At 58.2% G+C, this 23,154-nt stretch carries 17 protein-coding genes and 1 pseudogene; 9 read left to right on the plus strand and 9 right to left on the minus strand.

Annotation, left to right across the window (positions count from 1 at the left end; genetic code table 11):
- Positions 1–157: 157 nt before the first annotated feature.
- A complete protein-coding gene (locus HB780_RS25040) occupies positions 158–1,030 on the plus strand; it encodes a DMT family transporter (protein ID WP_183690068.1) in 873 nt (290 codons plus the stop codon).
- 185 nt (positions 1,031–1,215) lie between these two features.
- On the opposite strand, the gene HB780_RS25045 is transcribed toward HB780_RS25040, so the two are convergent.
- Entirely contained in the window at positions 1,216–2,817 is a 1,602-nt protein-coding gene (locus HB780_RS25045) for an ATP-binding protein (protein WP_183690070.1), read from the minus strand.
- Positions 2,818–3,170: 353 nt separating this feature from the next.
- On the opposite strand from HB780_RS25045, the gene HB780_RS25050 reads away from it, so the two are divergent.
- The gene (locus tag HB780_RS25050) at positions 3,171–3,905 is read left to right on the plus strand and encodes an SDR family oxidoreductase (protein ID WP_183690072.1); all 735 of its coding nucleotides are present in this window, start codon (positions 3,171–3,173) and stop codon (positions 3,903–3,905) included.
- Here the strand turns inward: HB780_RS25050 and HB780_RS25055 are convergent.
- Together HB780_RS25055 and HB780_RS25060 are read right to left on the minus strand one after the other, a co-directional pair.
- Positions 3,856–4,794, minus strand: coding sequence for a LysR family transcriptional regulator (locus HB780_RS25055; RefSeq protein ID WP_183690074.1), 939 nt, complete (start codon positions 4,792–4,794; stop codon positions 3,856–3,858). The genes HB780_RS25050 and HB780_RS25055 overlap by 50 nt on opposite strands.
- A 140-nt stretch (positions 4,795–4,934) precedes the next feature.
- Complete coding sequence (locus HB780_RS25060) at positions 4,935–5,321, minus strand: cupin domain-containing protein (protein ID WP_183690076.1); 387 nt, start codon at positions 5,319–5,321, stop codon at positions 4,935–4,937.
- A 120-nt stretch (positions 5,322–5,441) separates the two neighbouring features.
- Between HB780_RS25060 and HB780_RS25065 the strand changes: the two genes are divergently transcribed.
- The 6 genes and pseudogenes from HB780_RS25065 to HB780_RS25090 all read left to right on the plus strand — a co-directional run bounded on the left by HB780_RS25065 (position 5,442) and on the right by HB780_RS25090 (position 9,322).
- A complete protein-coding gene (locus tag HB780_RS25065) occupies positions 5,442–5,756 on the plus strand; it encodes an ArsR/SmtB family transcription factor (protein WP_183690078.1) in 315 nt (104 codons plus the stop codon).
- A pseudogene (locus HB780_RS25070) lies at positions 5,753–6,113 on the plus strand (SRPBCC family protein). The gene HB780_RS25065 and the pseudogene HB780_RS25070 overlap by 4 nt, the downstream one beginning before the upstream one ends.
- Positions 6,114–6,157: 44 nt before the next feature.
- On the plus strand, positions 6,158–6,781 hold the full coding sequence (locus HB780_RS25075; protein ID WP_183690080.1) for an ATP-dependent Clp protease proteolytic subunit: 624 nt from the start codon (positions 6,158–6,160) through the stop codon (positions 6,779–6,781).
- Positions 6,782–7,021: 240 nt separating this feature from the next.
- The gene (locus HB780_RS25080) at positions 7,022–7,795 is read left to right on the plus strand and encodes an amino acid ABC transporter substrate-binding protein (protein WP_183690082.1); all 774 of its coding nucleotides are present in this window, start codon (positions 7,022–7,024) and stop codon (positions 7,793–7,795) included.
- An 88-nt stretch (positions 7,796–7,883) separates the two neighbouring features.
- Positions 7,884–8,564: an amino acid ABC transporter permease gene (locus HB780_RS25085; RefSeq protein WP_012652881.1), complete on the plus strand. Its 681-nt coding sequence runs from the start codon at positions 7,884–7,886 to the stop codon at positions 8,562–8,564.
- Positions 8,561–9,322 carry an amino acid ABC transporter ATP-binding protein gene (locus HB780_RS25090; protein WP_183690084.1) on the plus strand — a complete coding sequence of 254 codons (762 nt, stop codon included), beginning with the start codon at positions 8,561–8,563 and terminating at the stop codon, positions 9,320–9,322. Before HB780_RS25085 ends, HB780_RS25090 begins: the two co-directional genes overlap by 4 nt.
- A gap of 375 nt (positions 9,323–9,697) precedes the next feature.
- Here the strand turns inward: HB780_RS25090 and HB780_RS25095 are convergent, their stop codons facing one another.
- The 6 genes from HB780_RS25095 to HB780_RS25120 form a co-directional block, all read right to left on the minus strand.
- Entirely contained in the window at positions 9,698–11,647 is a 1,950-nt protein-coding gene (locus HB780_RS25095) for a M10 family metallopeptidase (RefSeq protein ID WP_183690086.1), read from the minus strand.
- A gap of 210 nt (positions 11,648–11,857) precedes the next feature.
- Positions 11,858–13,168: an HlyD family type I secretion periplasmic adaptor subunit gene (locus HB780_RS25100; protein WP_183690088.1), complete on the minus strand. Its 1,311-nt coding sequence runs from the start codon at positions 13,166–13,168 to the stop codon at positions 11,858–11,860.
- Complete coding sequence (locus HB780_RS25105; protein WP_183690090.1) at positions 13,165–14,886, minus strand: type I secretion system permease/ATPase; 1,722 nt, start codon at positions 14,884–14,886, stop codon at positions 13,165–13,167. The genes HB780_RS25100 and HB780_RS25105 overlap by 4 nt, the downstream gene beginning before the upstream one ends.
- Before the next feature lie 717 nt (positions 14,887–15,603).
- Entirely contained in the window at positions 15,604–16,443 is an 840-nt protein-coding gene (aidB, locus tag HB780_RS25110; RefSeq protein WP_183690092.1) for an AidB family quorum-quenching N-acyl homoserine lactonase, read from the minus strand.
- A gap of 81 nt (positions 16,444–16,524) precedes the next feature.
- On the minus strand, positions 16,525–19,986 hold the full coding sequence (gene pyc, locus HB780_RS25115) for a pyruvate carboxylase (RefSeq protein WP_183690094.1): 3,462 nt from the start codon (positions 19,984–19,986) through the stop codon (positions 16,525–16,527).
- Positions 19,987–20,100: 114 nt separating this feature from the next.
- Positions 20,101–20,841, minus strand: a complete 741-nt coding sequence (locus HB780_RS25120; RefSeq protein WP_183690096.1) for a helix-turn-helix transcriptional regulator — start codon at positions 20,839–20,841, stop codon at positions 20,101–20,103.
- A gap of 369 nt (positions 20,842–21,210) precedes the next feature.
- Here HB780_RS25120 and HB780_RS25125 point away from each other — a divergent pair, with 369 nt between their 5' ends.
- Positions 21,211–22,980 carry a glucan ABC transporter ATP-binding protein/ permease gene (locus tag HB780_RS25125; protein ID WP_183690098.1) on the plus strand — a complete coding sequence of 590 codons (1,770 nt, stop codon included), beginning with the start codon at positions 21,211–21,213 and terminating at the stop codon, positions 22,978–22,980.
- Positions 22,981–23,154 lie beyond the last annotated feature (174 nt).

Consider the following 23,154-nt stretch of genomic DNA (forward strand, 5'->3'; position numbering starts at 1 on the left):
AAACGGAAGCAACGGGGCCACAACCACGCATAAATATCTCCCACCCGATCTGCCCTGCTCATATGCCCTATTGACGACGAAAAGGTAGGCTCCTATCGGTTGAGCCAGACAAGATTCCTCGACTGCTTCGCATCGGCCCTTCCCCCTTGGTACTCTAGTGAAAAACCCCATCAGCTACGGCATCCTGCTTACGGCCTTCGGCTATATGCTGTTCACCGCCCATGACTCGGCAGTGAAACTGCTGGTCGTCACCATCCCGGTCTGGCAGGTGCTCTTCCTTCGAAGCTGCGCCATCCTTGCCGGCTGTTTCCTCTACGAAGGGCCATCGCTGGTGGGCAAAGTGGCGCGCTCGCCGGTGGTCAAGCCGATGATCGTGCGCAGCATGCTGCTGCTGGTCGCCTGGATCTCCTATTATTCGGCCGCCCAATATCTCCAGCTCGCCGAGGTCACCACCCTCTACTATGCCGCCCCGATCGTCGGCACGATCCTTGCGACCATCGTGCTTAGGGAAAAGGTCACCGTCGCCCGCTGGATGGCTGTCGGCGTCGGCTTCTGCGGCGTAGTTATCGCCTCCAATCCCGTGGGACTGTCGATCTCCTGGCCGGTCTATCTCGCCTTGCAGGCCGCCGTCCTCTGGGCAACCGGTATGGTGCTGCTGCGCAAGACCGCGCTGCATGAAAAGAGCCATATCCAGATGGCCGTTTCCAATATCATGCTAATCCTGATGACGGGCACGATGGCGATCCTGCATTGGAAGACGCCGACAAGCCACGAACTCATCCTGCTCTGCATCACCGGCATCTTCTCCGGCATCGGCCAACTGGCGCTGTTCGAAGGCATGCGCCAGGCGCCGGTCTCGGTGCTCGCCCCATTCGAATATACCTCGCTCGTCTGGGCCTTTGCGCTCGGCTATCTCATCTGGGGCGACGTACCCGGCATCAACACCTTCCTGGGCGCGATCCTGATCCTCAGCGCCGGGCTGATCATTATCATCAGTGAGCGGAAACGGCGGCGGGTGTCGGTGGTTTGAGGTGGGGTTGGGGTGTCGGGCTCGCTATGCGGTGTCGCATCGGGGTGGATGGATGAGTTCTTCGGTGGCAATCGCCGTCATAATTAACAGAAAATAGCGCCAAAAGCGGACGCTTTCACCCGGCATATACGCGTGATGCAGATAAGATGAGCAATATCCGCTAGCGTTTACGCCGCCCGTCTCGGCTAAGAAAACTTAAGCTTGAACAAAATCTTGAGCAAAGCCTCAACTGTCTCTCTGTAGCTCTTCACATCGTTGTCCGTAATACCCACCGAGGCGCGCTCGTGAATTAGCTTGTTGCGCATCATGTAGAAATGCTTCGCCTTATCGATATGCACCTGAGGAATGCTCGGGACGGCGACCTTCACTGTATCTACCACATTACGACGATTGGTGAATAAGGTGGCGATATGTGCATCTGTGTAGGTTCTCGGCGGGAAGAGGTCCGTCCGATGGACGATGAACTCTTTTAGCGCAATCTCAAAATTACTATCTAGCAAGATCAAAGCGATCCGGTTTCGTGTGTCGAAACGCTGCTTCATGACCACGTCAGTCGCTGCGATCGCTTCGACGAGACCGAGCGTCCAAGGCTGGTCTCGGATGATCGTCTTGTTCCTCTCTTTCAGAACCTCTACCCGCACCTTGTTCACGCGAGGCAAAGGAGCCAGTATGAATCGTGGCATATATCCAGGCGCCTCGGTCGGAACATCCTGAAAGTCGCCAGTGCGGTGATTGAAGACTTCCTCTTCCCAGTTATGTTTCAAGCGACGGGAGAGCGAACTGAAATAGCTTGTAAGTGCGATGATAGTTTGTTGGATATGATGAAAGACGTAGTGATCAATATCCACGCCACTCTTGCTGCTGTTCCATGGCATCGTTCGCGCGGCGCCCTTAAGCTCGACAATCACTCGGGCGAGTGAAGCGTCCGGGTGAGGTACACCTGCTTCACGAGGCACCTGGTAGCCGACGTCCCTCGTCTTCAATTCCTTTACGATGAGGCGATGATTGCAGTAGATGTAGACTCCATAGTTCTCTGCCTCCGGGTCACGGTCGATGATGAGGCCACCCTCGACCTTCGCCAATACATCCTGGAATCCAGCCACTGGGATTCTGAAAGTTGACCTCTGCGGTGGGTACTGTTGGGGAAAGGCGAACGCGTCGAAGCGGATTGGCCTGAGCACTTCATCATTCACCCGCAGCATACAGCCTTGCTCAATAAACCAACTGTAGGTTTCAGCGAAATGCACTTTCAGCTGATCGATCTCGCGTTGACCGAACGGGCGCCGAAGCTTCGAGATCTCCACACGTGTCGTATTTGGTGCGATATCGGGGATCAGATATGAGGCTAGATTCCAATCGTCAGATTCCAGCCAATCCTTAGTGACGTCGAGTTGTCGGCTCGGATTGGTTTTGTATCGCGTTTTAATCTCGACGTGCTCACCAATGGCGACGCTTGCCCGCTTGCTGCCGACGCCGAAGACACCAATGATCGACATTGCCGGGGTGTTTCCGCTGCCGCCGGGAGCAATAAGAAGTCGAAGTTCCGGTGCCTTCACACCGCCAGCGTTGTCTTGTACTGAGATAAGCTGCCGTTGCAAATCGAGGTCTATATCGATGGTGAGAGGCTTTACTCTCTCATTGAGCATCCAGAGATCGAGTGCATTGTCAACGAGTTCAGAAAGTCCCGTGCGTAGACCATAGTCCGCAATAATAGACCAGAAGACTCGTTTGTCGGGCGTTCCGTCTATCGGCTCGCCCTCGGTCTTGATCGTAACAGTACTAACCATGTTTCCCCACAGATCGAGATATAAAAAGCCCGACGAGAGACGACTTTAGCAGACGACCGCAGGATGACTACTGCAAAATTATTTTTGTCTATGGCTTTTAATCACAGGACAGAACGCGATATTCGAAAATACTAGCGGGATCGCAGTAACGCGGTGAATCTTGCACTAACGCTTTGCTTCGAGGAAGAGCCTTAGCAGTGTACAAGTTTGGGGCTGTCCAGCGCAAACATAACCATAGCCAACACCCCATCATCGGAATCTCCGATAACACCATCGTTTTTCTCCGTTTCCCCTCCCCCGCACCTCTCTGCCAAGTCTTCGCCCGCAATCATTCACCTTCGGGAGCAAAAGACATGGCACTTGCAGACATCGCGAATTCACGAATCCTCATCGTCGGCGGCAGCTCCGGGATGGGCCTGGCGTTGGCGAAGTGCGCGCTTGCCGCCGGCGCGGAGGTGATCATCGTCGGACGGAACGAGGACAAGCTTCGGCGCGCCGGCGCGGAACTGCAAAATCCGGCCCTCTCCACGGTCGCGGTCGATATCACGCAGGAAGCGCAGGTCGCAGCACTGTTCGAGAAGATCGGCCGGCTCGATCATATCGTCAGCACGGCCGCCGATATCGAAGGCGCTTATGAATTGCTGCCGGCGCTAGACCTGAAAGCCGCGCAACGGGTGGTGGAGAGCAAATTCTATGGGCCGCTACTGCTCGCCAAATATGGTGCGCCAAAACTCTCCGCCACCGGCTCCATCACCTTCACCTCCGGTATCGCAGCCTATCGCCCATCGGCGCGAGGCTCGGTCGTCGCCGCCGTCAACGCAGCGCTCGAGGGACTGGTGCGGGCGCTTGCGGTCGAGCTCGCACCTATCCGCGTCAATGCCGTTTCGCCCGGCTGGGTCAACACACCCATCTGGACATTCGTTGCCGGCGACAGGAAGGACGAGACGCTGGACGCCATGGCAAAGCGGCTGCCGGTCGGGCGCGTCGGGCAACCGGAGGATATCGCCGACGCTATCGGCTATCTGATGGGCAACGGCTTTACGACGGGGACGACACTGCATGTCGAGGGCGGACATCGGCTGATCTAGTTGGCGCAAAATGATCGCTCGCGGCCGCCAGCAACTGTCTCAGCGCCGGCGGCTGCACGCGCCGGCGCCGCCATATCATCACCAGCGAGACCGTCTGCGTCGGCCCCGGCCACGGCAATTCGCCGATATCACCGCGATCGAGCGCCTCGGCAACCGCTAGGCGTGGCACCAGCCCGATACCTGCACCGGCCGCCACAAGCCGTGCGATCGCGCCGATGCTGCCGAGCTCGGCGGCGGGCTTCGGTGCCACGATACCGGCCTCCGCAAATGCCGTGTCAAACATGGCCCGATAAGTGCAGCCAATTTCGGTCGTCAAAAAATCCATCGAGGCAAGCTCGGCCAGATCCGGCTCCCCCGCCGCAAATTTGGCCGCAGGGGATGTCGCAAGGATCAGCGGCTCGGTCGCGATTGCGCGGCTGACGAAACGCTCGTCCAGACGTCCCTGATCGAAACAGAAGGCAACATCGATCTCGCCGGTCTCGAGTTTTCGCAAGAGATCGCCGCTGCCTCCCACCTTCAGCCGAAGACTGATACCCTGATGGTCGGTCTGGAAGGCAGATAGCCATGCGGGAAGCTTGACGGCGGCAATCGTCTCGAGCGCGCCGATGGTGACCGATCCGGCCTCATCTCCGGCGGTTGCCGCGACCGCCGCGCGTGCCTCATCCGCCAGCGCCAATAGCTCCTGCGCATAGGAGACCAGCGTCTCACCCGCCTGCGTCAGCTCCAGGCCCTGCTTCGACCGAGTGAAAAGTGCCGTGCCCAGCTCGGCCTCCAGCGACTGCATCTGGTCGCTGACGCTCGACTGCGCCAGATGAACCTCCTCGGCCGCCCGAGTGAAGCTTTTGCTCCGGGCAACCGCGAGGAATGTCTTGAGAAGTCGAGGATGCATCGGGACACGCCGCATTTGTTTCGGGCCTGGCACCGCAGCGATCAAGATGACGAGGCGGCGCCCACTACCGCGAACGCTGCCACATCGCCGATATCGGCGTCAACAAGTCCGGCTTCCGTGACCAGACGGCGGAACCTGATCTATATCCAGAGATCGTTCGGCGCTGTCCTCTCGCCGCCCTCATGGCCAGTGTTCAACGTGCCGCGCGGTTCGATCAGCATCATCCGAACTTCCTGCTCGGCGAAAGGCTTGTGTTCCACGCCCTTCGGAACGACGAACATCTCGCCTAGCCCGATTTGAACGGCGCCATCGCGAAAATCGATCCGCAGCTGCCCTTCGAGAACGATGAAAGCTTCATCCGTTTCCGGATGATCGTGCCAGATGAAATCCCCTTCGATGCGGACGAGCTTGAACTGGTAGTCGTTCATTTCAGCGACGACCCGGGGCTGCCAAAACCCCTCAATCTTTCCAAGCTTCTCCTGGAAATTGATGGATTGCCTGGTCGCTGCCGCGCTTGCTTCACTCATGATCCTCCCTTTCGAATACAAGAAGGGTGACTATGGACCGCGGCCTTGGATCGATCTTGAACGTTTGTGCAAAGAGAGAAAGGTCTTGCGAATCGCATAAGTGCGTGCTTATGTTTTGGCATGATCGAGAACGATATATTCCGAGCCTTGGCTGATCCGACCCGTCGGGCAATCTTTGAAAAGCTGGCGGCAGGCAGCACGAACGCCAGCGCCTTGCGCGAGGGCATGGAAATCAGCCAACCGGCAATGTCCCAGCACCTCTCGGTTCTCCGCAGCGCCGGGCTTATCAAGGAAGAACGACAGGGGCGCTTCGTGAATTATGAAGTTGATCCGGATGGGCTGGCTCTCATCGCAGAATGGCTGGCTAGATATCGCGCCTATTGGCCCGAGCGCATCGACGCTCTCAAGGTCTTGCTGAAGGATATGGATCAATGAACGACGAAAAGACCGTGGAGCAGAAAAAACGGGATCGCGCTTGAGTATGAGCTCGATGAGTCCCCGCAAAAAGTCTGGCGCGCCATCAGCATTCCGGAGTTTCGCGAAAGCTGGTTGCCGAAGGAGGCGTTGGCGGATCCCGAGGCGACCTATGTCACGCCTGGCGAGGAAATTTGCTACAGGATGCGCGACAACGCACCGCCATTCCTTGAAAGCAGCGTGACGTTCAGGATTACTCCGAACGCGACCGGGGGAACCAGCCTGCGGATCATCCACGAACTGACTGACATGAGGTTCGACCAGATGACGAGGGCCGCCGCAAACAAGAACAGTCCGACTCTGATGCTCGCTGCCTGACGGCCGCGAGAACCCCGAAAATCCTGGAAGATTGGAGTTCGCCGATGCGCGAAGCGATGCAACTCGTCCCTATGGTCATAGAGCAATCCAGCCGAGGAGAGCGATCTTTCGACATCTATTCCCGCCTCCTGCGTGAACGGATCATTTTTCTCAATGGTGAAGTGAACGATACCGTCGCGGCCCTGGTCTGCGCGCAATTGCTGTTTCTTGAAGCGGAAAACCCCAGGAAGCCGATCAGTCTCTACATCAACTCGCCGGGCGGCGTCGTGACCAGCGGCCTCGCCATGTATGACACCATGCACTACATCCGCGCGCCGGTGCACACACTATGCATGGGGACTGCCCGTTCGATGGGGTCGTTCCTTTTGATGGCGGGCCAAGCCGGTGAGCGAACCGCGCTGCCCAACTCCAGCATCCATATCCATCAGCCGTTAGGTGGCTTCCAAGGGCAGGCTTCCGACATGCTGATCCATGCCGCGGAAATGGAGCGGACCAAGCACCGCATGACGCGGCTCTATGCCGAACATTGCGGACGCACCTACGAGGAGTTCGAGCGCGCGATGGACCGCGATCATTTCATGACCGCAGAACAAGCTCTGGAATGGGGCCTTATCGACCGCATCCTCCGGGTTCGCGAAGAGGATCTGCCTATAGTTCCGGTGACCTGAGTGCGATCAGGGCACCAACCGGCAATGCCGCAGAATAGGGAGCGCTGCAGCCGCTGAACTATGCGCGTTCTGTCGGCGCATAGTTGCGGCGTGCTCGGCAAAGCCGTCAAAACCACCACCCCTTGAGAAAAATATTCGCAATTGCCGATTTCTTTCGCAGTTTTCTACGCTTCCCCGCTCCGATTTTTCTGCGATGTATGCAACATTGATTGCAACACGTTCCAGAAACGGAAGAAAACAATGAACTGGTTGAAGACCGTTGCCGCCGCTGCCCTCGTGCAGGCCGCTTTCCTTTTGCCCGCCCATGCCGGCGATAATCTCAAGGCGATCCAGGCCGCCGGCGTGCTGAAGGTCGGCACGGAAGGCACCTATGCGCCCTTCACCTTTCATGACGCAAGCGGCAAGCTCGTGGGCTTCGATGTCGAGATCGCCGAAGCCATCGCTTCCAAGCTCGGCGTCAAGGCCGAATTCCTGGAAGGCAAGTGGGACGGCCTGATCGCCGGCCTCGACGCCAAGCGCTACGACACCGTCATCAATGAAGTCGGCGTCACCGACGCCCGCAAGCAGAAGTATGACTTCTCCGATCCCTACATCGCCTCCAAGGCCGTGCTGATCGTCAAGGACAGCAACACCGACATCAAGGATTTCGCCGATCTCAAGGGCAAGAAGTCCGCACAATCGCTGACCAGCAATTTCGGCAAGCTCGCTCAAGCGTCCGGCGCTGAACTCGTCGGCACCGACGGTTTCGACCAGTCGATCCAGCTCGTGCTCACCGGCCGCGCCGACGCCACAATCAACGACAGCCTGTCCTTCCTCGATTTCAAGAAGCACAAGCCCGACGCGCCGGTGAAGATCGTCGCCCAGCAGGCCAATGCCGATTTTTCAGCCGCCATCATCCGCAAGGGCGAGCCGGAATTGCAGGCTGCCATCAACAAGGCGCTGGCCGACATCAAGGCTGACGGCACCTATGCCAAGATCTCCGACAAATACTTCGGCCAGGACGTTTCGAAGTAAGTGGGAATAGGCATAAACGCCAAATTGTGAAAAAGATGCGTCCGGGGCCATCCCCGGACGCATTCTGTTATGGAAAGGTCGCTTCTCCGTGGAGCACTGGTTGCAATTGATGTGGGAGTCGCTGGGCACGCTGCTTTGGGCGGGGCTCGTCTTCACCATCCCGCTCACCCTGATCACCTTCGTTCTCGGCCTGCTGCTCGGCCTCGTCACGGCCGTCACGCGGCTGTTCGGACCTAAGCCGCTGGTCGCCGTCGCGCGCTTCTATGTCTGGGTGATCCGCGGCACGCCGCTGCTGGTGCAGCTTTTCGTCATCTTCTACGGCCTGCCAAGCATGGGCATCCTGCTCGACGCCTTTCCGGCCGCCGTCATCGGCTTCACGCTGAATGTCGGTGCCTACTCGTCCGAGATCATCCGCGCCGTCATCTCTTCCGTGCCGAAGGGCCAGTGGGAAGCCGCCTATTCCATCGGCATGAACTGGCGCCAGGCGATGAGCCGCACCATCCTGCCGCAAGCGGCCCGCGTCGCCGTGCCGCCGCTGTCGAACACCTTCATCTCGCTGGTCAAGGACACCTCGCTTGCCGCCGCGATCACCGTGCCGGAACTGTTCCAGGCCGCGCAGCGCATCGTCGCCACCACCTATGAGCCGCTGATCCTCTATATTGAGGCCGCCATTATCTATCTCGTGCTCAGCACCTTCCTCTCGACGCTGCAGGGCTACCTCGAACGCCGTTTCGCCCGCTCTGGCGGCACGCTGGAGGCACGGACATGATCGAGTTGTCACATATCGAAAAGCGCTTCGGCGACAGTGTCATTCTGAAGGATATCAGCCTGGTCATCCCGGAAGGTACGGTGACGGCGCTGGTCGGCCCTTCCGGCGGCGGCAAGAGCACGCTTTTGCGCTGCATCAACCTCCTGGAAATCCCGAGTGCCGGCACGATCCGCATCGGCGAGGAGAGCACAACCTTTCAGCTGGGCAAGAAGACCGCCTGGCAGGACATCCAGAAGATCCGCCGCCAGACCGGCATGGTCTTCCAGAATTTCCAGCTCTTTCCGCACAGGACCGCCATCGAAAACGTCATGGAAGGCCTGACGACCGTGCTGCGCTGGCCGGCGGACAAGGCTCGCACCCGCGCCGTCGAGCTTCTGACCAAGGTCGGCATGGCGCACAAGATCGACGCCTGGCCTTCGACACTCTCCGGCGGGCAGCAGCAGCGCGTGGCAATCGCCCGCGCGCTCGCCCCCTCGCCCCGCGTTCTTCTCTGCGACGAGCCGACCTCGGCGCTCGATCCGGAACTGGCCGCCGAAGTCGTCGATGTTCTCGGCAAGCTCGCTAATGAAGGCACGACCATGGTGATGGCGACGCATGACCTGCGCCTCGCCTCGAAGATCGCCACCAGCGTCGTTTTCCTCGAAGCCGGTAACATCGTCGAAACCGGCCCCTCCCGCACCATCTTCGGTGCCCCTCAGCAGGAACGGACGAAACAGTTCATCTCGACGCTGAATGCGGGGCATAGCTACGATATATGAGCGCGGGGCTTCTTCTCTGCGTGAACAACGTGAAGGGAGGCCAGAGGCTTGGCGAGTCACCTTCTCGATCGCTCGGAGCTAAAGCGGCTCCTTTCGCGGCGTTCCGTCCTTTTCCCATACATCGAAACTAAAATCTTTTGGGCGACCTGCCCGTTGATCCCTACCAGAAGTCCACCATGTAGACCCGCCGCGCCGTTGTAATCGGTCCGGATTTTCAGCTAGAAGCCTCCTGCCATGCGCCATGGCGCTTTCAACCATGGACGGCGGTCAACGAAATCGCTTAGCCGTTCCGACAGCACGCGGGCGACTATGAAATAGTCAGCCATCGCACATCTAAGTGCTACGGTACACGGATCCGTTCATCCATGCCCACAGCTACGCGAACGTACCGTCACTCACATAGGTTCTGCCTTCGAAAACCCCAAACTCCAGATAGTGCTCAAGAGGATTGATGCCGGCGGCAGCAACGTCTGGATAGAGTTTCAAATAGCCCGCCGTATCGAAGTTGCGGGAGGGGTCGCGTCCCTCATGCCAGCCGTACTGCAGATAGTGGGTGAACGGATTGACGCCGGCAGCAGCCACATCATGGTACGTTGCCAGATATCCTGATGTATCAAAAAACGGGTTGGGGTCACGCCCTTCATGCCAGCCGAATTGATTGTAGTGCTGCTCGGGGTCCGCATGGGCTGCAGCCACATCTGGATTATTCTTGAAATAGAACGTGTCGTCGATCAGTAGATCTTTGGCATTAACATTGCGACCCTCGTAGATACCGAACTTCAGATAATGCTCAAGTGGATCGATCTTGGCCGCGGTAACGTCCGGATTGAGCCGTAAATATTCCGCCGTATGGAAGAGGCTCGATGGATCTCGTCCCTCCTTCCAGCCGAACTGGTCGTAGTGCTGAAGCGGATTAATGCCGGAAGCCGCTACATCATGGTATTTCGCCAGATATTCGGAGGTATCAAAGAATTTGTTCGGATCACGGCCCTCATGCCATCCGGAGTTTGAGTAATGCTGATCCGCGTCAGCACCCGCGTCAAAAACGTCATGGTAGTGAGTATAATAAAACATATCATCGACGAGGGGGGAGCCGTCATCTTGAACGATTGTCCTGTCGGAAAACTGCAGCTTCTCAATTGAGATCAGGCTGTCCTGACCTTCGCTACCCTTAATCAGCATCGCGCGATTGCCATAATCGACCGTTGCTTGCTTCAGGCTGAAGTTGAAGGCCGCCGTGTCGATACCCGCGCCGCCGTGAAGCCAATCATTCCCGGCACCCCCACTGAGCCAATCGTTTCCACCTCCCCCCATTAGCGAATTGTTGGCAGCGTTGCCGATAATCGTGTCGCTGCCGGATCCACCGATTGCATTTTCGATCAACGAGCGATTATCGCCGTTATACTGAAGGGCGTTGTAGACGTTTCCATGCGCAAAGTGGCCATCACCAAGATACGCGAGCTGTGAGTTCGACATCGCCGACCAGCCGCCGGGTGCCAAGTTTATGGATTGAGCCGAAGTGTAGTTCGAGAAATCGTAGGTATCGGCGCCACCACCATCCCACACGGTGAGGAAGATACGGTTGTCTCCAGGCTTTCCCTGCCCGACTCCGTCGATGAACATCTCGCCAGTCGTGGAAGAAAAAGTGTAGATGGTATTGCCAGCATGCGTAGCAAAATCAGCTCCATACAGTTTTTGGATCGCGGCGATGTCGTACATCATCAGCGATTGTGCAAAGCCGAAGTCTTCATTTGTGTAGCCGGTATTCACAGACACTCCCGTATAGGAGCGGTAGCTCATGACCGTAAACTCCATGCTGTCGTGCGCAAGGCTCGTTGTCACGGAGTTGGTATTTGACGGCTCGTGCGGATGCTTGAGGCCAAGTGCATGCCCAATCTCATGCAGAGTAGATACCCAAGCATAATTACCCTTGACCGGATCGGTCATGGCATTCAGTCCGCTCTGTGTACCGAACCAAACATCGCCGCCCTGAGCACTATCCGAGGGGAAATAGGTATAAGCGGCGTTCTGCGCAGCGTCCGACATGCCAAAACGCAGGGTAGCGTTTCCAGGAACCGAGGTTTCTTCCATGAAAGTAAGGTTCGAGATGGAACTATACTGCGCAAAGGCTGAGTGCACCGCTGCCTGCATGGTTGCATTGAGGGGCTGGAACGTCAGTTCCTCCCCGCTGTAACTACCATATTGGGCACCGCTGGTGGTAAACGAAAAATCCAGCGCGGAGGACGCCCAATACTGTCCGTAGATCAGACCATTAACATCATTCGAAGTGCTAGACCACGGAACCGGAAAATACGAAGTAAGCATTCAAAACGTCTCCAAACGTACTGTAAATTCAATGACCACTGTTCATTGAGATGCTTAAACGGCAAACAACTGATCTGCAAGTAGGGGTAGAATTTTCTATCAACATCTTTCGCTACCATGTGAGAGTGAGAGCGATCGACGCGGCGCAAAACCGGCGAATTAGTACCGGTTCAGGACCGAAATCCTGAGAATAAGGCACCTTCGACATCGTCACTCTTCTCTAAACGCCCGAGCCATTTGGTCCGTAAACGGCTTTGCCAAATACGCCAGTGCAGTACGCTCGCCCGTCTGAATGAACGCCTCCACCGGCATCCCGACCACCGGTGCAAGGTTGCCCAACCGGCCCCATTCGGTCGCCGAGACGGCGACCCTGAGACTATAATAGCTTTGCCCGGTGCGCTGATCAGTGGTCAGGTCGGCTGCAATCTTTGTAATGCGGCCACTCAATTCCGGTGTAGTGCGCTGATTGAACGCAGAAAACCGAAGCGTTACCTCCTGCCCAGCAACTACCTGATCGATATCCTGCGGCGACAACTTAAGCTCCGGTGTCAGCAAATCGTTATCGGGCACGATCTGCATGATCGCTTCACTGGGCGTAACGACCGCCCCTGATGCATGCACGGCCAGTTGATGAACGATGCCTGCCTGTGGTGCACGAATATCGATGTGTCTCAACTCGTCCTCAGCAGCAACGAGGCGCTCGGAATATTCACCGATTTCGCTTTCGGCCTGACGCAGTTGGTCCGATACCTCAGTTCTTTGATCATCATCAACCTGAATGATCTGCAGCTGGGTTTCAGCGATCTTGCCGTTGGTTTGGGCCGCGGAGGCGATCAGACTGCCGAGCTCACCGGTGAGGTCTGCTGCATCGCGCTGTAAGTTATAAACTCGGGTCGCCGGGATAATGCCCTGATCGAGCAAGGGTTGAAGGCTGGTGAGTTCCTTGTTGATAATGGCAATCGCTTGCCGTTTGCCGTCCTGTTGGGCGCTCAGCCCCTCCGCCTCCTTCGAAAGCTGACGCACCCGTTCGGCCAACTGCGCTTTGCGCCCCATCTTGGAAGACCGCCGATCATGAAACAGCCGCTGCTCACCATCAAGCATCGCTGCCACTTCGCCAACCTCCTGCTCCTTTAAAAGGCTCTCAGGAAAGGTGATTTCCTCTTTAGAATCTCGTTCGGCGGAAAGCCGTGCGGTGCGCGCGGTAAGTTCCTTCAGACGCTTCGAAACGATCGCAAGATTGGCACGCGCTTGGGTGTCATCGAGATGTATGAGTATTTGGCCAGCTTCGACACGATCCCCGTTCTTGACGAACACTTGGCCGACAGTACCGCCCTTTTGGTGCTGAACGGGTTTAACGTAGCTGTCGACGACCAGCGTGCCGGCGGCAATGACAGCACCCTGAAGACGAATGGTGGCAGCTAGACCTCCCAGGACTCCAACGAGAAAGATAATTGCGGTGATAGCAACGAGCGTCAGGCGACGGATGGCGTGCTCGGCAAGCGGCGCGTGATCATCCTTCATTGCGTCATCTCCTCACCAGCGATCATTAGTCGAACAGGCTGCAGCCCGGACGGCGCTGGCTGCGTCGTCTTCCTGAGAACCTCATCCTTCGGCCCAAATGCCTGCATCTGACCATTCGCCAGAACGAGAACCTTGTCGACAACGCCAAGTGCACTTGGGCGATGAGCGATAATGATAGCAATGCCGCCACGCGCCCTCACATCCAGTATCGCACGTGACAACGCCGCCTCCCCCTCCGCGTCGAGGTTTGAGTTAGGCTCATCGAGAACGATCAGGAACGGCTCGCCATAGAGCGCACGTGCCAGCGCGATACGCTGGCGCTGTCCGCCCGACAGCGCCGATCCTTGTTCGCCGATCTTCGTGTCGAAGCCTTCGGGGAACTGCACAATCATGTCGTAGACACCAGCCGCCTTCGCAGCAGCAATGATTTTTTCTGACGGCGCATCCGGATCGAAACGGGCTATGTTTTCAGCGATAGATCCACCAAACAACGAAACATCCTGCGGCAAATATCCTATGTGTTGGCCGAGCGCTCGCGGATCCCATTGCGACAGAGACGCCCCATCCAGGCGGACCGCACCTGAAATCGGCGGCCAAATCCCGACGAGGCCCCGCGCGAGCGAGGATTTACCTGATGCGCTTGGGCCGATGACGCCGACGGCTTCTCCTGCCTGAAGCTCAAAGGAAACGCCGCGCACGATCGCGAGCTTTAAGCCCGGCGCCGCGAGATGCAAATTTTCAGCTTTGAGGACGCTTTCCGGCCTGGGAAGGGAAACTTCTTTTTCGTCAGCCTGCATCAGTTGCGCGAGCTTCATCAGCCGTGACCAGCTATCACGCGCTGCGGCGAAACCCTTCCATTGACCAATCGCCAGTTCGACCGGCGCCAACGCCCGACTAACAAGGATGGAACTCGCTATCATAATGCCGCCCGAGGCCTCTTGGCGGATGACAAGTATGGCCCCAACGGCAAGCACCGCTGACTGCAGCACCATTCGCAAGATCTTGGAAATTGTCCCGAGTATGCCTGTTACGTTTGACGCACGCAGATGATTGCTGAGATAGCGGCGATTGATTTCGCTCCACTGTCTACCAAGCAGATGACCAAAACCCATCGCAAGCACAGCTTCTGAATTTCGACGCGTTGCTTCCGCAAGAGCCATTCGCTCCGAAGCGATTTTCGCTGCCTCCTTAGCCGGCTGACGTGACTTCAGTTCGGCCAATATCGTCAGACCGATGAGCATTAAGGCTCCGGCCAAGGCCGTAATACCGATCCATACATGAAACAGGAAGCATAAACCGAGATAAAATGCCATCCAGGGAATATCGAACAAAGCAGTTGGCCCTGGCCCCGAAAGAAACCCTCGTACAGTATCCAGGTCGTGCACCGACTGAAGACCATTTCCAGGCACCTGCATGCGCGACGGAAATAAGACGAGGGAATCGTAGACAGTGCTTCCGAAGCGCTCATCTACCGATAGGCCGACGCGCACCAAAAGCATTGAACGGATGAGTTCGAGAATCCCCTGAAACGCGTAAAGTGTGGCCGTAATGATGCCCAGACCAACCAGCGTAGGCAGACTGTGGCCAGGAATGACGCGATCGTAGACCTGCAGCATAAAGAAGGAGCCGGTCAATGCGAGAATGTTGACAATCGCGCTGGTCGCACCAATCCCGAGAAAGGCTTTCTTCAAGGAGGATAAAACGGCCACAAGGAACATCTGTGGAGGCTTCGTAGTCGTGCTAGACAAACTCAAACCCCGCTCACGCTGCTGCAATGAAATGGAAGTCGTTCTGATGGAAGGTTGCCAGGGCAACGTTCTTCAACAAGATCGAGCTGTTCGCGTTCCTGGAAATTTCAGATAACTCTTCGCGCTCGTTAGCCATATGCTCCAGAATGCTCTTGATAGTTGATCGGTTAATCGTCGGGCCGTTGATTAGAGGCTAGTTCCACTCGCACTCTGGATGATCCGCAGAAAAAGGACGGCGGACTCGATACGAAAGCGTGGTGTGCAACAGAAGCCGGGATCAATATGCATCCGAGAGGTAAGAAATTTGTAAAACCGCAAAGCGTTCTATTCAAGCGGAGTGAGAAAACATCGTCGTCCGGTCGACGAATCCGCATCCGTTACGCATAATTACGCTTAATGAAGCGAAAACTAAATTCGACGACCTGGGTTCTTCCGCCTATTTTCCAGAGGCAGATTCCTGCATCCCGCGAATAAACTCATAGATTCGGGATTGTCGTCTATAAAGTGATTTACGCATACTTCAGATTTTCAGTTCACGCTCCCACTGAACTTTGAGAGGTAGTGTGACGATGAAGCAACAATGTCATCTCGGCATGGTCGATTTGGGCTTCATCGTCCACACGCACAAATCAATCGGATCGTCTGCAACAGGCCCGGCGGCGGGGCGGGAGTAAATCGGCCGACGTTTCACGCCGGCAGGATTTGGTAGCCCTCGGAGGCTCGCTCTACGCGACCGAAGCCGGTGATATGGCCACCGGCGATGATCCAGCCTTCGCGGGCGGCATCTTCCAATGTCGCCTGACGCGTTCGCACCGCCATCTCGGGGTCGAGATCGAAGACCAGGCCAATCTTCGGATCACCAGGCTGAAGATCTTCCAGATGTAAGGCGTCGCCCCAGATCAGGAGATCGTTGTCCCCGGCGTCGATCCGATCGCCGCCGCGCATCAGATAGCCAGTGTGGCCGGGGGTGTGACCCGGCAGAGGGCGGGCCTCTATGCCGGCCAACACAGGGCCATCAGGAATCTGCCGGACCCGGGACCCATAGACGCGGACGAGTTGCTCAGCCACCTTGAAGCCACCACGACGCGCCTCAGGTGTTGCCTCTCGAGCGACCGGATCGGTGAAAAAGGCAAAATCCCTGGCCGGCACGAATATTTCGGCATTGGGGAAATACGGAGCGTCTCCGTCGAACAGACCGAGCGCATGATCACCGTGGATATGGGTCAGCAATATCAACCGGATCTGCTCCGGCGTGATGCCGGCCTCCTGTAACGCCGATCGCGCATGGCCGTATTTTGGTCCCCAAGCGGTCCCGGTACCGGCATCGACGAGAATGATGCCATCAGCGCTGCGCAGGGCAAAACAGTTTACATCCACCTGAAGCATCGGCTTGCCCAACGCTTCGATCGCGCGCTGCCGAGCTGCGCCGCCATCCGTATGGATCAGCACATCCGCCGGAGCTTCGAAGACGCCGTCGCGCAAAAGGATAACGTCATACTGCCCGAAATGTCGGCGACTGTCGGTCATTGATGCGATCCCGCCTTGAAGGCCACGTTCAGGAAAAGGCCGGCCCAGGAGCCGGCCACTTCCGTTGTCTGGTGACGGACACTAAGCTCCGTAGACGACGAGCAGATCCTTGGCGTCGATCTGGTCACCGGCAAGGACGAGGACTTCGGTGATGGTGCCGTCCTTCTCCGCATGCAGCGCCGTTTCCATCTTCATCGCTTCGATGGAGACAAGCACGTCGCCGGCCTTGATCGCCTGGCCGGGTGTGACGAAGACGCGGGAGATGACGCCCGGCATCGGCGCGCCGACATGGGCCGCATTGCCGGGTTCCGCCTTGCGACGGGCGGCACTGCCCGCAGCGCCATGGGCACGGTCCGGCACCTTGATGCGGCGCGGCTGACCGTTGAGTTCGAAGAACACCGTCACCATGCCCTTCTCATCGGTCGCCGTCATTGCCTGGTTGACGACAACAAGCGTCTTGCCCTTCTCGATCTCTGCGAAGAGTTCGCCGCCTTCCTTCAATCCATAGAAGTAGGCAGGCGTCGGCAGCACCGAGACCGGGCCGTAAGTGTCGGCGGTCAAGGCATAGTCGGTGAACACTTTTGGATACATCAGGTAGGAAGCGAATTCGAAGTCATCGACCTTGCGCTCGAGCTTGGTCTCGATGACCTTGCGCTCCGCATCGAGATCGGCCTCGGCCAGCAGCGAACCGGGGCGCACCGTGTAAGGCGCTTCGCCCTTCAGCGCCTTCTTCTGCAACGCCTGCGGCCATCCGCCTGGCGGCTGGCCGAGATCGCCCTTCAGCATCGAGACCACCGATTCCGGGAAGGACACTTCCCGGTCTGGATTGATGACGTCGGCAACCGTCAGGTCCTGGGAGACCATCATCAGCGCCATGTCGCCGACCACCTTGGACGACGGCGTCACCTTGACGATATCGCCGAACATCTGGTTGGCGTCGGCATAGGCCTGCGCCACCTGGTGCCAGCGGGTCTCCAGACCGAGCGAGCGCGCCTGTTCCTTGAGGTTAGTGAACTGGCCGCCCGGCATTTCGTGCAGGTAGACTTCCGAGGCTGGTCCCTTGAGGTCACTCTCGAAGGCCGAATACTGATGGCGCACCGCTTCCCAGTAGAAGGAGACGCGGCGGATCCATTCGGGATCGAGCCCCGGATCGCGCTCGGTGCCCTTCAAGGCTTCGACGATCGAGCCGAGGCAAGGCTGCGAGGTGTTGCCGGAGAGCGCATCCATCGCCGCATCGATCGCATCGACGCCGGCGTCCACGGCGGCCAGCACCGTCGCCGCGGCAATGCCCGATGTATCATGGGTGTGGAAATGGATCGGCAGGCTGGTTGCCTCACGCAGCGCCTTGAACAGTACCTTGGCGGCGGCTGGCTTCAGAAGACCCGCCATATCCTTCAGCGCGATGATATGGGCGCCTGCCTTTTCCAGCTCGACGGCAAGATCGGTATAGTACTTCAGATCGTACTTCGGGCGGGCGGAATTGAGGATGTCGCCGGTATAGCAGATCGCCGCCTCGCAGAGCTTGTTCTCCTCGATAATGGCATCCATCGACACGCGCATGTTCTCGACCCAGTTCAGGCAGTCGAAGACGCGGAAGAGATCGATGCCACCCTTGGCCGCCTGGCGGACGAAGTATTTCACGACATTGTCGGGATAGTTGGTGTAGCCGACGCCGTTGGCGCCGCGCAGCAACATCTGCAGAAGCAGGTTCGGCGCACCCTCGCGGATCAGCGACAGGCGCTCCCAAGGATCTTCGGTGAGGAAGCGCATCGAGACGTCAAACGTCGCGCCGCCCCAGCATTCGAGCGACAGAAGCTGCGGTAGGGCGCGGGCATAGGTGCCGGCCACTTGCGCGATGTCGAAAGTGCGCATGCGGGTGGCGAGCAGCGACTGATGGCCGTCACGCATCGTCGTGTCGGTCAAAAGTACGCGTTTCTCATTGCGCATCCATTCGGCGAATTTCTGCGGGCCGAGTTTGTCGAGGAGCTGCTTGCTGCCATCCGGGATCTTGCCGTCGATATAGGGCAGCACCGGCTCGGACGCCTTCGATGACGGCGCCGGCCTGCCGCGAACCTCCGGATGGCCGTTGACGGTGACGTCGGCCAGATAGGTGAGCAGCTTGGTGGCGCGGTCCTGGCGCTTGACCTGCTGGAACAGCTCCGGCGTCGTGTCGATGAAGCGCGTCGTATAGCTGTTGTCGCGGAACTTCGGGTGGGTGATGATCGCTTCGAGGAAGGTGAGGTTGGTCGCCACGCCGCGGATGCGGAATTCGCGTAGCGCCCGGTCCATGCGGGCGATCGTCTCGTCCGGCGAAGACGCCCAGGCGGTCACCTTGACCAGCAGAGGATCGTAGAACCGGGTGATGATTGCGCCGGAATAGGCCGTGCCGCCATCGAGACGGATGCCGAAGCCGGCGGCCGAGCGATAGGCGGTGATACGGCCATAATCCGGAATGAAATTGTGTTCCGGGTCCTCGGTGGTGACGCGGCACTGCAGGGCATGGCCGTTGAGGCGAATATCCGCCTGCTTCGGCACGCCTGATTCCGGCGTACCGATGGCAAAGCCGTCGAGGATATGGATCTGCGCCTTGACGATATCGATGCCGGTGACGACTTCGGTGACGGTATGCTCGACCTGGATGCGCGGATTGACTTCGATGAAGTAGAATTTGCCGGTATCGGCATCCATCAGATATTCGACGGTGCCGGCGCCGACATAACCGGTCGCACCGGCGATCTTCAGCGAATAAGCAGCCAGTTCCTGACGCTGGGCGTCATTGAGGTAGGGCGCGGGCGCGCGCTCGACGACCTTCTGGTTACGGCGCTGAACGGAACAGTCGCGCTCGAACAGATGGACGACATTGCCGTGGGTGTCGCCAAGAACCTGGCTTTCGACATGGCGGGCGCGCTCGACCAGCTTTTCGAGATAGACCTCGTCCTTGCCGAAGGCAGCCATCGCCTCGCGCTTGGCTTCCGTCACTTCCTTGGCGAGATCCTTGGGATCGCGGATGGCGCGCATGCCGCGACCACCGCCGCCCCATGAGGCCTTCAGCATGACAGGATAGCCGATTTCCTCGGCCATCTTTGCCACGATCTTCATATCGTCGGGCAGCGGCTCGGTCGCCGGCACGACGGGCACGCCGACTGAGATCGCCAGGTTGCGGGCTGCGACCTTGTTGCCGAGCTGGCGCATCGTGTCGGCGCGCGGGCCAATGAAGATGATGCCGGCGGCATCGCAGGCGTCCACGAATTCAGGGCTTTCCGACAGAAGGCCGTAGCCGGGGTGAATGGCGTCGGCGCCGGACAGCCGGGCGACGCGGATGATCTCGTCGATCGACAGATAGCTCTCGATCGGACCGAGATCACGCGCCAGATGCGGGCCGCGGCCGACCTGATAGCTTTCGTCCGCCTTGAAGCGGTGCAATGCCAGTTTATCTTCCTCGGCCCAGATGGCGACTGTTTTGATGCCGAGCTCATTGGCGGCGCGAAACACGCGGATGGCAATCTCGGAACGGTTGGCAACCAGGATCTTCGAAATAGGCAATGCAGTCTCCTCACGGCATCGAAACGGGCAATGCTGCACCCGCGAAGAGAATTCTTAACTTCTTGTCACGAGAAGTTCAATTTCCCGTAGCGTCAGAAACCAAAATAGTTGCGGCTATGGAACAAGTCCGTTTCTGAAGGCGATTGCGACGATATGCTGGCGGTTCCGGGCATTCAGCTTGTCCTGGATGCTATTCATGTACCAATCGACTGTGTGATTTGAAATCTTCAGCGTGCGGCTGATGTCCATCGAGGTCATGCCTTCCGCCAGATGATTGAGCACCTCAATCTCGCGCCTGGTCAACTTGGCATCTATTGCCGGGGCCTCCTCAAGCGGCCGCGCCTCATCACGCAACTCCAGAAGCCGCCAGAAGACTTTCTTGGCCACGGCGTCGAACAGCGAAAGTTCGGCAGGCGACAGATCGACCGAATTGCCGCCGATCGTCATCGTGCCAAGTAAGCCGCTGCGGCCGAAAATGGGAAAGATATAGCCATCGACGAGGCCGTTGGCGCGGGCATCGGCCATCATCTGCTCCATGCGGCGACGGAGCGGATCGCCCTTTAGCGCCGCCATCGCGTCGCGCCAGCGGAAAGGCCGCTGCGCCTGGCCGAGATAACGCATGGTCGGATCGACCAGCACATATTTCCGGGCGACATAGGTGAGCGGCCATTTGTCCGGCCAGCGACCGGCAAGCATGACGCTGATAATGTCGACCGCCGGCCGTGGATGCCTCAGCAAACCGTAGAAATCGAACTTATAGGAGCGCAGCACCAGCTCGAGTTCCGTCACGACATTCTTGGCCTGATTGCATTCTTCAACGACCACAAGCAATTGCATTAACGAATGAATATTCACACATACCCCCTGGCCCGAAAAGCCTGGTTCCTCATCGACGGACACCCCACCGATATTCGCTCGGCCTCCGGCGCGGCGGATGGCGGGCAAACATACTCGGATCGAAATAAAATTGAACGTCTACGGCGAGAAATTCAGAATTCAACTTCGCATAGCAATCGCCTCGCCGCACGACAATGCTATTAAACGCAAGTATTCCTGAATCCTCATATTTCTCAAGTGCCCGAGGACCGGCCATAACGGCCGGGCCTGCAATTCATGAAAATTCCTCCAAGAAAACAGCGTCAGATTCCGTTAATCGCCGGTTCAGGTAGCGATCTGTAGTGTCCACAGCATTCCGAATTTGCTGATGCACAGAGGTTGCCAGACGTGTCCCTTTTCAAAGTCTATGCAAGAGCCCTGAAGTATCTAGGCGCGTATCGTTACCGCGTTTGGATGGTCGTCATCGCAAACATCGCGTTGGCCATGACCACCATCTATGAGCCGGTTCTGTTCGGCCGCATCTTTGACGCCATTGGCAAAAAAGAGGCCGTGACGCCGACCATGATGCTCTGGGCCGGCTTCGCCGTCTTCAGTGCGGTCGCCTTCATCATCGTTTCCCGCGAGGCGGACCGTCTCGCCCATGGTCGCCGCGCATCGCTGCTGACGGAAGCGTTCAGCCGCATCATCTCCATGCCCTTGTCCTGGCACAGCCAGCGCGGCACGGCCAGCGCGCTGAACACGCTGCTGCGTGCCTGCGAAGCTCTGTTCGGCCTGTGGCTCGAATTCATGCGCAATCACCTGACCACGGCTGTAGCACTTGTCGTGATGATCCCGACCGCCATGGCCATGGACTTGCGCCTGTCCGCCGTTCTCATTCTGCTCGGTATCTTCTACTGGATCATCGGCAGCGTGGTCATGAACCGCACCAAGGACGGCCAGACCTCGGTCGAAAGCCACTACAATACCGTCTTCTCGCATGTCAGCGACTCGATCAGCAACGTCTCGGTTCTGCATAGCTACAACCGCATCGAAGCCGAAACCAGGGCGCTGAAGTCCTTCACCGAGCGCCTGCTTGCCGCCCAGTATCCGGTCCTCGACTGGTGGGCGCTGGCTGGTGCGCTGAACCGCACGGCTTCCACCATTGCTATGATGGCGATCCTGATGATCGGCACCGTGCTTGTCCAGGACGGCAGCCTCAGCATCGGCGCGCTGATCACCTTCATCGCCTTCGCCAACGTGCTGATCGGTCGCCTGGAGCTGCTGCGCAACTTCGCCAACCAGATTTTCGAAGCCCGCGCCAAGCTGGTGGACTTCTACACGCTGGAAGATTCCGTCCGCGACCGTGAAGAGCCGGCTGGCCTTGCCGAGATCAAGGACGTCAAGGGCGAAGTCGAGTTCCGCGACGTTTCCTTCGGCTTCGGCAACAGCTCACAGGGTCTGCACAACATCAACTTCACGGTGAAGGCCGGCCAGACCGTTGCCATCGTTGGCCCGACCGGTGCCGGCAAGACGACGCTGGTCAACCTTCTGCAGCGTGTCTACGACCCACAGGGTGGCCAGATCCTTGTCGATGGTAACGACATTACCAAGGTGACGCGCAAGTCGCTGCGCCGCTACATCGCCACCGTCTTCCAGGATGCCGGCCTGCTGAACCGCTCGATCAGCGACAACATCCGTCTCGGCCGCGAGGGTGCGACCGAGGAGGAGATGATGCGCGCTGCCGAGGCGGCTGCCGCCAACGACTTCATCGAGACTCGTGAAAGCGGTTATGAAACCCGCGTCGGCGAACGGGGCAACAAGCTCTCCGGTGGTGAACGCCAGCGTATTGCCATTGCCCGCGCCATCCTCAAGGACGCGCCGATCCTCGTGCTCGACGAGGCGACCAGCGCGCTCGACGTGGAAACGGAAAACCGCGTCAAGGCAGCGATCGACAATCTGCGGCAGAACCGCACGACCTTCATCATCGCTCACCGCCTGTCGACGGTACGCGAGGCCGATATCGTCCTCTTCCTCGAAAACGGACGCGTTATCGAGAACGGCAGCTTCAGCGCACTCAGCCAGAGCAACGGCCGCTTCGCCGCCCTGCTGCGCGCCAGCGGTATCCTGACGGACGAGGAAGTCCGCAAGGCACATACCACGGAATACGAAGCCGCCTGATCATTCGAATGGGGCCCAAAAGTCAAAACCGGGGGAGCAATGCTCCCCCGGTTTTTTTGTGCGGCCACTTCCCCTAACGGAAACCGGGGGACAGAAACAAGAAAGGCCCGGTAGGGAAAACCGGACCTTTCTCCTTCTCTGATCGGAGGTCAAATCGGTCGTAATGCCCGCGGA

The organism is Rhizobium lusitanum, assembly GCF_014189535.1.
GTDB lineage: Bacteria > Pseudomonadota > Alphaproteobacteria > Rhizobiales > Rhizobiaceae > Rhizobium > Rhizobium lusitanum_C.